This window comes from Congregibacter sp. (assembly GCF_047617445.1).
GTDB lineage: Bacteria > Pseudomonadota > Gammaproteobacteria > Pseudomonadales > Halieaceae > Congregibacter.
Map to the genome: position 1 here is coordinate 1 of NZ_JBLGBE010000001.1, position 11,993 is coordinate 11,993.

At 56.3% G+C, this 11,993-nt stretch carries 12 protein-coding genes and 1 pseudogene; 8 read left to right on the plus strand and 5 right to left on the minus strand.

The genetic code is table 11. The annotated features are described in order from the left end of the window. From ACI9KD_RS00005 to rhlB, 6 genes and pseudogenes are all read left to right on the plus strand, one after another. A pseudogene (locus ACI9KD_RS00005) lies at positions 1–754 on the plus strand (glutamyl-tRNA reductase); the annotation flags it as partial. Further along, positions 751–1,836 (plus strand): peptide chain release factor 1, encoded by a 1,086-nt coding sequence (prfA, locus tag ACI9KD_RS00010; RefSeq protein ID WP_414979083.1) that lies wholly within the window; start codon positions 751–753, stop codon positions 1,834–1,836. The pseudogene ACI9KD_RS00005 and the gene prfA, both read left to right, overlap by 4 nt. Then, entirely contained in the window at positions 1,836–2,672 is an 837-nt protein-coding gene (gene prmC, locus ACI9KD_RS00015; RefSeq protein ID WP_414979084.1) for a peptide chain release factor N(5)-glutamine methyltransferase, read from the plus strand. Before prfA ends, prmC begins: the two co-directional genes overlap by 1 nt. A gap of 43 nt (positions 2,673–2,715) precedes the next feature. Beyond that, entirely contained in the window at positions 2,716–3,468 is a 753-nt protein-coding gene (locus ACI9KD_RS00020) for a HesA/MoeB/ThiF family protein (protein WP_414979085.1), read from the plus strand. Between the two features lie 127 nt (positions 3,469–3,595). Beyond that, positions 3,596–4,180, plus strand: a complete 585-nt coding sequence (locus ACI9KD_RS00025; protein WP_414979242.1) for a DoxX family protein — start codon at positions 3,596–3,598, stop codon at positions 4,178–4,180. A 57-nt stretch (positions 4,181–4,237) separates the two neighbouring features. Then, positions 4,238–5,503: an ATP-dependent RNA helicase RhlB gene (rhlB, locus tag ACI9KD_RS00030; protein ID WP_414979086.1), complete on the plus strand. Its 1,266-nt coding sequence runs from the start codon at positions 4,238–4,240 to the stop codon at positions 5,501–5,503. Between the two features lie 184 nt (positions 5,504–5,687). On the opposite strand, the gene cysZ is transcribed toward rhlB, so the two are convergent. Continuing rightward, entirely contained in the window at positions 5,688–6,416 is a 729-nt protein-coding gene (gene cysZ, locus ACI9KD_RS00035) for a sulfate transporter CysZ (RefSeq protein WP_414979087.1), read from the minus strand. A 163-nt stretch (positions 6,417–6,579) separates the two neighbouring features. Between cysZ and smrA the strand changes: the two genes are divergently transcribed. Then, positions 6,580–7,185: a DNA endonuclease SmrA gene (gene smrA / locus ACI9KD_RS00040; protein ID WP_414979088.1), complete on the plus strand. Its 606-nt coding sequence runs from the start codon at positions 6,580–6,582 to the stop codon at positions 7,183–7,185. A gap of 9 nt (positions 7,186–7,194) precedes the next feature. Here the strand turns inward: smrA and ACI9KD_RS00045 are convergent, their stop codons facing one another. The 4 genes from ACI9KD_RS00045 to gatC are packed head-to-tail and all read right to left on the minus strand — an operon-like array spanning position 7,195 to position 10,710. Beyond that, the gene (locus ACI9KD_RS00045) at positions 7,195–7,485 is read right to left on the minus strand and encodes a PA4642 family protein (protein ID WP_414979089.1); all 291 of its coding nucleotides are present in this window, start codon (positions 7,483–7,485) and stop codon (positions 7,195–7,197) included. 12 nt (positions 7,486–7,497) lie between these two features. Next, positions 7,498–8,952: an Asp-tRNA(Asn)/Glu-tRNA(Gln) amidotransferase subunit GatB gene (gatB, locus tag ACI9KD_RS00050; RefSeq protein ID WP_414979090.1), complete on the minus strand. Its 1,455-nt coding sequence runs from the start codon at positions 8,950–8,952 to the stop codon at positions 7,498–7,500. After that, a complete protein-coding gene (gene gatA, locus ACI9KD_RS00055) occupies positions 8,949–10,421 on the minus strand; it encodes an Asp-tRNA(Asn)/Glu-tRNA(Gln) amidotransferase subunit GatA (RefSeq protein WP_414979091.1) in 1,473 nt (490 codons plus the stop codon). The genes gatB and gatA overlap by 4 nt, the downstream gene beginning before the upstream one ends. Position 10,422: 1 nt before the next feature. Continuing rightward, on the minus strand, positions 10,423–10,710 hold the full coding sequence (gene gatC / locus ACI9KD_RS00060; protein WP_414979092.1) for an Asp-tRNA(Asn)/Glu-tRNA(Gln) amidotransferase subunit GatC: 288 nt from the start codon (positions 10,708–10,710) through the stop codon (positions 10,423–10,425). A 228-nt stretch (positions 10,711–10,938) separates the two neighbouring features. Here gatC and ACI9KD_RS00065 point away from each other — a divergent pair, with 228 nt between their 5' ends. After that, on the plus strand, positions 10,939–11,976 hold the full coding sequence (locus ACI9KD_RS00065) for a rod shape-determining protein (protein WP_414979093.1): 1,038 nt from the start codon (positions 10,939–10,941) through the stop codon (positions 11,974–11,976). The last annotated feature ends 17 nt before the right edge of the window (positions 11,977–11,993 follow it).

The window sequence follows — 11,993 nt, forward strand, 5'->3', positions numbered from 1 at the left end:
GGATCATCTGCCGACGTCGGATATTGTGATTACTTCTACCGCCAGCCAGTTGCCTATTATCGGGAAAGGTACGGTGGAGTCGGCACTCAAGGTGCGACGTCACCGGCCTATGTTGATGATAGACATCGCTGTACCACGAGATATCGAGCCGCAGGTGAGAGATCTGCGCGATGTGTATCTGTACAGCGTGGATGATCTTGGACAGATCGTCGACGGTAATTTGCGAGCCCGGCAAAAAGAGGTCAGCAAGGCCGACGAGATTATTGCTCTGGGTATCGCCAGCGTCGGTGAAGAACAGCGTTCTCTGGGTGCGGTAGATCTGGTCAAAGAGTACCGACAGTCTGCGGAGGCCCTGCGTCAGCGCGAGCTCGAGCGAGCCTTGACTTCTATTTCTCGCGGCGAGGACCCTCAGAAGGTGCTTGTGCAGCTTGCCCGGGCTATTACCAACAAACTGATACATGCGCCCACCACCGGTCTTAAAAAGGCTAGTGCGGAGGGGCGTCACGACGTACTGGGTCATGCCGCGCGTCTGCTGGGCTTGCGGGTCGATGACCTTGACGCGCAGCCTAATACAGCGCGTAGTCCATCAGGTAGTCCATCAGGTAGTCCATCAGATAAGACAGAGCAAAACACCGAGGCATCATCGAGTGAGTCAGCCGCAATATCGCCAATGTCACCAGTGACCAATGCTGCGCAAGCAAAGAGTGCCATCGAGAGCGAGAGTCCCCGGACACCCGGCCCGACGCTGCAGTGAAGCCATCGCTGCTGCTCAAGTTGGAGACGCTGTCTGAGCGTCACGAAGAAGTCTCTGCTCTGCTCAGCGATGCCGGGGTTATTTCTGATCAGGACCAGTTTCGTCGCCTGTCCCGGGAGTATTCTGAGTTAGAAGCCGTCGTCAAATCCTTTAGCCAATACCGTGAACTTCTTGGAGATATCGAGGCTGCTGAGTCGATGCTATCCGATGATGATGCGGATATGCAGGAGATGGCAAAAGCTGAGATAAACGAAGGGGAGGCTCGGCGTGAAGCGCTTGAGGCCGAGCTTCAGCTGCTCTTGCTCCCTCGGGACCCTCGGGACAGCCACAACATATTTCTCGAGATTCGCGCAGGCACCGGGGGCGATGAAGCGGCTATTTTTTCGGGTGACTTACAGCGTATGTATACGCGCTTTGCCGAGCGGCAGGGCTGGCGTATCGAGGTGTTGTCTGAACGCTCCGGCGAGCACGGTGGTTACAAAGAGGTCATTAGTCGCATCGAAGGCACGGATGTCTATGCGTATTTGAAGTTCGAATCTGGCGCGCATCGCGTTCAGCGCGTTCCCGAGACCGAATCTCAGGGACGTGTTCATACTTCGGCCTGTACGGTTGCGATTCTTGCGGAGCCTGAAGAGCTGGAAGCGATTGAGATCAATAAATCAGACCTGCGCGTGGATACCTATCGCGCTTCCGGGGCCGGCGGGCAGCACGTTAACAAAACAGATTCCGCGGTGCGTTTGACCCACTTACCCTCAGGCATAGTGGTTGAGTGTCAGGACGAGCGTTCTCAGCATAAGAACCGCGCCCGGGCGATGTCGTTACTGCAGGCCAAGCTCAACAATAGCGCTGAAGCTGCGCAGGCAAGTGAGCAAGCCGAGCAGCGGCGCAATCTTGTTGGTACCGGGGATCGCTCGGATCGGATACGCACCTACAACTTCCCTCAGGGGCGGGTCACAGATCACCGGATCAACCTTACCCTCTACAAACTTGATGAAGTGATGGGCGGTGATATGGTCTCGATTGTCGGGCCGCTTCGTCAGGAGCATCAGGCCGATCAATTGGCGGCTATGTCCGGGCAGTAATGAGCTGCGTTCGAGACTTGCTCGCCGAAAGCACCCTGCTGGGAGGAGATGAGGCGCGCCGAGAAGCCGAGGTCCTGCTTTGCGCGGCGCTCAACAAACCCCGCAGTTACCTCATGGCGTGGCCGGAAGCCGAAGTCGCCGAGACCCTCGTGCAACGTTACAGAGATTGGTTGCTGCAACGCTCTCAGGGTGTGCCCGTGGCTTACCTGCTAGGAGCACGGGATTTTTGGACGCTATCCCTTCAGGTTAACGAGTCGACCTTGATTCCCCGACCGGATACCGAGTTACTGATCGAGCAGGCTCTGGCGCTGAACTTGTCTGATTCCGCGACTGTGCTTGATTTGGGCACGGGGTCAGGTGCGATCGCTTTGGCGCTTGCTAGCGAGCGGCCGCGGTGGCGCATCGTGGCGGTGGAGCGCAGTACCAAAGCGCTGGAAGTCGCCATCGCTAATGCGAAGCAGCTGGGCTTGGAGCGGGTGCGGTGGCTGTCCGGCAACTGGTTCTCGGGGCTTGATGAACGTTTCGCACTCATTGTTAGTAATCCCCCTTACATTGCCGAGCACGATGCACACCTTGATACCGGCGACCTGCGCTTTGAGCCGCGCGCCGCACTGGTGTCTGGTGTCGACGGCTTAGATGATATTCGCAAGATCGTTAGTCAGGCTCCTCAGCATCTGGAACCTGAGGGTCAACTATTACTCGAACATGGATTTGAGCAAGGCAGCGCGGTGCGTGCTCTGCTGACGGCTACTGGATTCCTAAATGTGGCAAGCTATCAGGATCTTGCAGGTCATGAGCGCGTAAGTGGCGGTTCATGGCCGGGGATGGTGAGATAAAGCTAGCGGGTAATCTTGCCCAAGGGTACCAGGGAGTAGGCCAATGCTGAGCGATCGCGAGCTTGAGCAGTACAGTCGACAATTGATGTTGCCTGACTTCACGCTGGAGTATCAGGAACGGCTCAGGGATGCCTGGGTATTGGTTGTTGGCTGCGGTGGTTTGGGGAGCCCTTTGGCAATTTATCTTGCGGCAGCGGGCGTAGGGCGTTTGATTTTGGCTGATGGTGATACGGTCGAGCGGACGAACCTCCATAGACAGATATTGCACGGTGAGGCCGACATAGGCCGTTTCAAAGCCGCGTCTGCGGCGGCCTTGATCGGTGCGCACTATCCTGATTGTCGAGTTTCCCAATTCACCGAGCAACTGCAGGATGAGGCTTTGTTCCAAGCCGTGGCCAGCGTTGATTTAGTTGCCGACGGTACGGATAACTACCCCACGCGTTTCGCTTTGAATCGCGCCTGTATTCGCGCAGCTAAGCCATTGGTCTCTGCAGCAGCAGCTCGATCCGAGGGCCAGCTTGCCACCTTTGATGTGGCGAGCGGCGGGGCCTGCTACCGCTGCCTGTATCCTCAAGAGGGCGCCGACACTGCGCTGTCCTGTCGTGACAATGGCGTACTGGGTCCTGTAGTCGGGGTCCTCGGCACTCTTCAGGCTCTGGAAGTGATCAAAATACTGACCGGCTGGGGTGATTCACTGCGCTCCCGGATTTTGATGATGGATCTGCGCAGCTACGAGCAAAATATTGTGGACATAGCGCGTCGCGCCGATTGCCCCGATTGCAAAGATCTGACCTAGAGCCAGCTTGGGGCTTGGGCGTCCGGTAATAATTACGGGAACGGGACTCGATGTCCGTGGTCAGAACTATCAGAAGATACACAGTACGGTCTGATAGAAGGTACAGAGGACTAGATTAGTGGGTGCAGTGAGTTCGTTGGTTCATGGCTTTAGTCGCTTTCAGGAGGCGCTTTTCGGGCGTCTTGCTTATCTTGACGGACTCGCGCCGCTCGCGCTGCGTTTGTATCTTGTGCCTGTGTTCTGGATGGCCGGCACACAGAAAATCGGCGGTATGGAAAACACCATTGAATGGTTTGGCAACGCGGAGTACGGACTGGGTTTGCCGTTTCCTGCACTCCTGGCCTATCTCGCTGCTTATACAGAAGCTATCGGTGCTTTGCTGCTGCTGCTGGGCTTGGCAACACGCTGGATTTCGATCCCCCTGATCATCACCATGCTTGTGGCGATCTTTACCGTGCATTGGGGTTACGGATGGGAAGCCATTGCCGATTCCGGTGCGCCGGAAGTGGCTCAGCGTTTAGCTGCTGCCCGAGATTTGCTGCGCGAACACGGTAACTACAGCTGGCTTACGGAAAAAGGGAGCTTCGTGATCCTCAATAACGGCATTGAGTTTGCTGTGACTTATTTGCTCATGCTGCTGTCTTTACTTTTTACCGGCGGTGGCCGATATGTGAGTGTGGACTACTACCTTGGGCGTCTGATTAATCGTTGATCAATTATTCGCCAAAAATGCTAGACTTCGCGCCTTAAATTTAAGGCGGATGTCCCTTTGACCAGTTCCAATAATGTCCGCTCTTCCAAAAATGGTCGAGCAAAATCCGATAGCGCTGACTCCTCTTGGAGCGTCGATGAGTTCGACGTTGCACCCGAGGAAGGTAAGACCCGTTTCCACGATCTGGACCTGCACTCGACGCTGATGCACGGCATTGCTGAGATTGGTTTCGAGTACTGCTCGCCCATCCAAGCACAGGTATTACCCCATACGCTCCAGGGCCATGACGCCATCGGCAAGGCTCAGACCGGGACAGGCAAGACGGCGGCTTTCTTGATCACGATTTTTGAAGATCTTCTGAAAAACCCCCATGAAGGTGAGCGGTTTTTGGGCGAGCCTCGAGCGCTGGTCATTGCACCCACACGCGAGTTGGTCATGCAGATCGCGGCGGATGCGGCAGATCTTGGCAAGTATACCGGTTTGAATACCTGCACCCTCATCGGGGGTATGGATTATCAGAAGCAGTTGAATCAACTCGGCCGGGAGGTGGTGGATTTGGTTGTCGCGACTCCGGGCAGACTCATAGACTTTACCGGTCGTCGCGATCTGGTGCTTGATCAGGTCGAAGTGCTTGTATTGGATGAGGCCGATCGCATGCTCGACATGGGCTTTATCCCCCAGGTAAAGCGCATCGTGCGTCAGACCCCGCACAAGGACTATCGGCAGACGCTGTTGTTCTCTGCGACGTTCACCCAGGACATCATCAACTTGTCGGAGCAATGGACCACCGACGCTGTCACCGTTGATATTGAGCCGGATCATGTAGCGACGGACTCTGTGGATCAGCGCATTTACCTGGCCAGCAGCGAGGAGCGCTTCCGCATTTTGGTTAATCTTTTGCGCAGCGACGACGCGACGTCCGTTATTGTCTTTGCGAACCGCCGGGACCAGGTGCGTCGTTTGTACGAGCGACTGCGCAAAGCCAGTATTACCTGCGGCATGTTGAGCGGCGAGATCGCTCAGGCCAAACGCACCAAGACGCTCGATCAATTCAAGAAGGGTGAGATTTCAGTTCTTGTTGCCACCGACGTTGCGGGTCGCGGTATTCACGTTGATGGCGTTAGTCATGTCGTGAACTACAACCTCCCCGAAGACCCCGAAGACTACGTGCACCGTATCGGTCGTACGGGCCGTGCCGGTGCTAGTGGTACCTCTATCAGTTTTGCGAGTGAGGACGATGCGTTCCTTCTCCCGGATCTAGAGGCGCTGTTAGGTACACCTGTACGCTGTGAGCATCCGCCCGAGGAACTGCTGTCTCGTTGAGTCGGTGGGATTTAGCTGAGGTGGTTTGCGCTGTCGATCGCCACAGCCTGTTTGGGCTTGCGCGGATCGCCAAAAAGCGTCGTCCATGACAGGCTCGGCGCTCGCCATCCATGGCTCGCGACGTCCGCGCAAACCCAAACAGGCTGCGACGCTCGACGCTCGCACTCCGTAGTAGATCCGGCGCTTACCGAAGATCCTCGACATACAAAATCGTCGCACCCACCACCGCGGCGGGCACCACGAAAAAATTAACGATTGGTACGCTCGCCAGAGCCGCAACCATGCCACCGAAGCCGAGACTGGACAGGCGTCGATCCGCCACGGCAATGCGCACGTCTTTGAAGCTCGCCTGATGATTATCCATGGGGTAATCCACAAACTGCAGACTCATCATCCAGGCGCCAAGCAGTAACCAGAGGAAGGGGGCAACCGCATTGACCGCGGGTATAAAGCTGATGATTAGCACCATGAGTGCCATGGGGATGTAGTACATCAGTTTGGCGATTTCCCGAAATATCCCTCTAGGTACGCTCATCAATGCTGCGCCAAGACCCTCAAGGCCTTGAACGGGTTGACCGGTAATAAGCTCTTCGGCTTTCTCTGCCAGTAAGGCATTGAACGGGGACGCGATAATTAGCGCGACCGCAGTGAACATATAGCCGGTCACCAGGGCTACGGTGATACCGATGAGGGGCCAGAGGATCCATTCAAGAAACGACAGCCAATCGGGCAGCCACGCAAGCCAGCTATCTATCCAAGCTATGAAGTTACTGAGCCCCCATCCTATCAGTGAGCCAAAAATCAGCACATTGATAGTCAAAGGCACGATAACAAAGGGTCGTAACCTAGGGTGACTGAGCATCTTGCCGCCCCGAACGAGGCAGCCGGCACCGTATACAAGATCGCCTTCCAATTGTCATCCTGATCTGTGAGGGTGGTAGTTTGCGTAGTTTAACGCGAGCACAATAGCAATGCTGGGCTAACGATGATTCTCGCGTTAGACCGAGCTTGAGATGCGACGAGATTAAATCCTACGCTGATGTGTAGTTTGCGGCCACAACCACAAGGAGGCGCCCATGAGCAGTGATGACGACTTCCTGAGCGAGATGGGGGATGTGACGCCCATCAAAACCGAAGCGCGCGTTCGCCTAAAGCGTGAGGCCGCGGATAAAGCGGCGGCGCAGCTTCGTCGAGAGGCCGCCGTTACAGAGCGGGGTCGTGACAGCAACCCGCTGGCCGATGAAGGCGTAAAACCACTGGATCCGTGGTTTGTGCTGGAGTTCAAGCGTCCGGGCATTCAAAACGGCGTTTACCGCAAGCTCAAAAAGGGGCGTTACACGGCTGAGGCACGTTTGGATATGCACCGGATGAACGTGCAGCGGGGGCGGCGAGAAATCTACGGCTTTATCAGCGAGTGTCATGAATTGGGTCTGCGTAGCGTACTCATCGTGCACGGCAAGGGTGAGCGCAGTCCGAATAGTGAGGCCGTGGGAATACTCAAAGGCTTTGTGGATCACTGGTTGAGAGAGTTGCCCCCCGTACAGGCGTTCCATAGCGCACCCCCTAATCTTGGGGGTACGGGAGCGGTATTGGTGCTGCTGGCAAAGAGTGAAGAGAAGAAACGCGAAAATCGTGAACGTTTTATGCGGGGTCGGGTGTCCTACGAGCAGGGCACTTCTTGAGGGGTCGCTTCACCCCGCGCCGTGCGTCTTGAGTGTCTCGGCGTAGGCTGCCCCGTGATGATGTTCACCCACTTCTTCTAGCAAGGTCTTGCCTTCGCGCCCGGTGGCATTGATATCGCGACCGGCAGTGCAAAACAACGGTATAAAGCGCGCAAAATCGCTATCGCGCATGCTCTGATAGGCCCGTAGCAAGAGCTGAAAATCAGCGTTCTCACCATCGCCTGGCCGTGGCTCAAGAAAGCTCGCCACACGTTCGTCGTCCCACTGCTCATCAAGTACTTTGGCTTTGTCTTTGCGCATCTGTGATGTCCGCTAGTTGCTGTCGGCGTCCAGGCGAGTGACGAGCAAGTCGTTCACCATTTTTGGATTAGCCTGTCCTTTAGAAGCCTTCATGATTTGTCCCACGAAGAATCCGCTAAGCTTTTTACGCTTGGCGGGATCCGCAGCGCGGTACTGAGCCACCTGATCCGGATTGTCGGCGACCACCTGATCGACCATGGATTCCAGGGCGCCACTGTCGGAGACCTGTTTGAATCCTCGTGCCTCGATGATGGCATCTGCATCGCCTTCACCCTTCCACATGGCCTCGAAGACCTGCTTGGCAATCTTTCCAGAAATTGTTTGGTCTTTGATGCGCTCAATCAGTCCTGCGAGCTGCGATGCTTGCACGGGGCAGGCGCCTATCTGCATATCCTCGGCGTTGAGCGCGGCCAGCAGATCGCCCTGTATCCAGTTAGCCGCGAGCTTGGCATCGCCACTGGCTGCTGCTGTGAGTTCAAAATAGTCCGCCACCGCGCGCTCATCGGTGAGCACCCCGGCGTCGTATTCGGACAGGCCATAGGCTTCCTCAAATCGCGCTCTTCGCGCCTGGGGGAGCTCTGGTAGCGTGGCTGCAATCTCAGCGATATCGGCATCGCTGACGATTACAGGCAGTAGGTCCGGCTCGGGGAAGTAGCGGTAGTCGTTGGCGACTTCCTTACTGCGCATAGAGCGGGTTTCATCGCGGTCGGCGTCGTAGAGACGGGTTTCCTGAACGATGCTACCGCCGTCATCCAGGATGTCTTCCTGTCGCAGGCGTTCGCAGTGGATGGCTTTTTCCACAAAACGGAATGAATTAACGTTCTTGATTTCGGTTCGTGTGCCGAGGGCATCGCTACCCTTTGGGCGCAGTGACAGGTTTACATCGCAGCGCATCGAACCTTCGGCCATATTGCCGTCGGATATACCCAGGTAGGTCACCAGACTGTGAAGCGCCTTGAGAAAGGCTACGGCCTGCTCAGCGCTGCGAAAATCCGGATCCGTCACAATTTCCAAAAGCGGCGTTCCAGCACGGTTCAGATCGATGCCGGTCATGCCATGAAAATCTTCGTGCAATGACTTGCCGGCGTCCTCCTCGAGGTGGGCGCGGGTAATGCCCACTTCGCTTTGTGACCCATCGGGGAGGTTGAAGGCGAAGCGCCCCACGCCGACGATGGGCTCTGCGAACTGGCTGATCTGATAGCCCTTGGGCAGGTCCGGATAAAAGTAGTTTTTGCGATCAAAGACCGAGCGTTTGCCAATCTGTGCATCAATAGCCAGACCGAACATAACGGCATAGCGTACGGCCTGCACATTGAGCACCGGCAGCATGCCCGGCATCGCCAGATCTACCGCATTGGCCTGGGTGTTGGGTTCTGCGCCAAAGGTTGTCGCACTGCCGGAGAAAATCTTGGAGCGGGTCGCGAGCTGTAGGTGTACCTCCAGGCCGATGACCATTTCACGGCTCATGCTGACAGCTCCAATTTGGGCGTCTGACGATGCCAATCGCTGCGCTGCTGAAACTGATGAGCCGCCGCGAGGAGGCGTGCTTCGTCAAAATGTTGCCCGATGAGCTGTAATCCCACCGGTAGACCGCTGCTAAAGCCGGCCGGTAGGCTCATGGCGGGAAGTCCGGCTAGATTCACGGATAACGTGTAAATGTCCTCCAGATACATGGCCGTGGGGTCACTGGTCTTGGAGCCCAGTTCAAAGGCAACGCCGGGGGTCGTGGGGCCGGCAATAACATCCACAGAGTCGAAGGCGCTTGCAAAGTCACCTGCGATGAGTCGGCGCACCTGTTGGGCTTTTTTGTAATAGGCATCGTAATAGCCCGATGAGAGAGCGTAGGTGCCCACCAGAATCCGGCGCTGGACTTCGGCGCCAAAACCCTCTTCCCGACTGCGTGTGTATAGATCTTCAAGGTCTTTGGGGTTGTCACAGCGGTGGCCGTAGCGCACACCGTCATACCGCGAAAGATTGGTGGAGGCTTCCGCTGGGGCGATTACGTAGTACGCGGGTATCGACAGTGCTGTACGCGGCAGCGATATCTCGTGCAGCGTTGCGCCCATGGCTTCGTAATCTTTTAGCGCCGCTTCAATGACTGCTGCCACGTTGCTGTCCAAGCCATCACCGAAATACTCTTTGGGGATGCCAATTCGCAGTCCTTTCAGTGATTGCTGTAGATGGTCCTGATAGGCCTCGCCAGGGCGATTAACGGATGTTGAATCTCGGGGGTCATGTCCCGCCATCGCTTCTAGCAACAACGCACAGTCCTCAGCGCTGCGTGCCATGGGTCCACCTTGGTCGAGGCTGGAGGCATAGGCGATCATTCCCAATCGCGAGACCCGTCCGTACGTCGGTTTGAGGCCGGTGATTCCACAAAACGCTGCTGGCTGGCGTATGGATCCGCCGGTATCGGTGCCCGTGGCCGCGGCCACGAGTCCCGCTGCAACCGCCGCGGCAGAGCCACCCGATGAGCCGCCAGGTACCCGATTACGGTCCCAGGGGTTCTTGCAGGGACCGTAAAAGCTGTTCTCGGTGGAGGAGCCCATGGCGAACTCGTCCATATTGGTCTTGCCGATGAGGACGGCGCCAGCACTGCGCAAACGCTCGACCACGGTCGCGTCGTAGGGCGGTTTAAAGTCATCCAGCATTCGTGAGCCACAGCTCGTGCGCAGATTCCGGGTGCAAAAAATGTCTTTGTGCGCGATGGGAATGCCCGTCAAAGGCGCAGCATCGCCCCTCGCTATGCGGGCATCGGCCGCTTGAGCATCCTGCAAAGCTGTTTCGTGATCTACGCTGATAAAGCTGTTGAGTGCGCCATCAAGCGCATCAATACGTGCAAGCGCCGACTCCGTGAGGGCCAGGCTGCTCGTTTCGCCGCTCGCGAGGGCTTGGGCGAGTTCGGCAAGACTTCGTGTGTCGATTTCGAGACTCATGTCAGTCCACCACGCGTGGCACTAAATAGAGACCGTCTTCCGTGAGAGGTGCCACGGCTTGCAGCGCCTCGCGCTGGTTAGTCTCTGTCACCCGGTCTTCGCGCAGGAACTGACTAGCATCCAAAGGGTTCGCCATGGGCTCTACACCATCGGTAGGGGCGGCCTGAAGCTGCTCAAACAGCTCAAGAATTGCGTTGAAACTGATCGTCAAGGCAGGCAGTTCTTCATCTTCCACGTGCAAACGTGCAAGCTGTGCGATTTCTCGAATGGTGTCGCCGGATACAGACATTGCTTTAACTGGAGTTGATCCGTAGAAAGCGCCGCACCATACAACATTTGTTTCTTGCCCAACACCCCTGCGGTTGATAACCTTGCGCGGCACAGGAACGCTGGGTTGAGACCTAAAAAACAGATAAAACTGAGTTCGCTAATGCAATTGAGCAATACAGTTCTGCAACAGTTTCTCCGGCTTTCACCTTTACCTTCACTTTTACCTACATTCGGGTAACAGAATTTCATGCTGAAAAAATTGCGTGGCATGTTCTCAAACGATCTCTCCATCGATCTTGGAACAGCCAACACCCTGATTTACGTGCGCGGTCAGGGCATCGTGCTCGATGAGCCCTCCGTGGTCGCCATCCGTATCCACAATGGACATAAAACCATTGAGGCCGTGGGCACCGAGGCCAAGCGCATGCTTGGGCGCACCCCGGGTAATATCACGGCTATCCGTCCTTTGAAGGACGGCGTGATTGCGGATTTTCAGGTAACTGAGAAGATGCTCCAGCACTTTATCGCCAAGGTGCATGAGACGCGTTTTATTCGTCCTAGCCCCCGGGTGCTGGTGTGTGTCCCCTGTAAGTCCACCCAGGTTGAGCGCCGAGCGATTCGTGAATCTGCCCTGTCAGCAGGTGCCCGGGAAGTGCGTCTCATCGAAGAGCCTATGGCGGCTGCTATTGGCGCAGGCCTTCAAGTAGACGAAGCATCAGGCTGTATGGTCGTTGATGTCGGTGGAGGAACCACCGAAATCGCGATTATTTCTTTGAACGGTGTGGTGTACTCTGATTCTATTCGTCTGGGTGGTGATCGCTTTGATGAAGCCATCGTGGCGTATGTGCGACGACGCTATGGAACGCTCATTGGCGATTCCACGGCAGAAAAAATCAAGCAAGAAGTAGGTTGCGCCTTTGCAGGAAGCGAACTGCGCGAGATCGATGTGCGTGGCCGGAACCTCGCCGAAGGCGTTCCTCGTAGTTTCACGCTTAATAGCGACGAGATCCTGGAGGCTCTGCAGGATCCACTCTCGTCGATTGTTCAATCCGTGAGGTCAGCGCTTGAGCAGGCCCCCCCGGAGCTTGCAGCAGATATTGCTGAGAGCGGTATTGTGCTCACTGGTGGCGGCGCCTTACTTCGGGACCTAGATCGTCTTATCGCTTCAGAGACCGGTTTACCTGTGGTTGTAGCTGAAGACCCACTGACTTGCGTGGCTCGGGGTGGTGGTATGGCCATGGAACGTATGGACCGCCATACGATAGAATTACTCTCTTCCGAATAATTGCGCGCGGCATACGT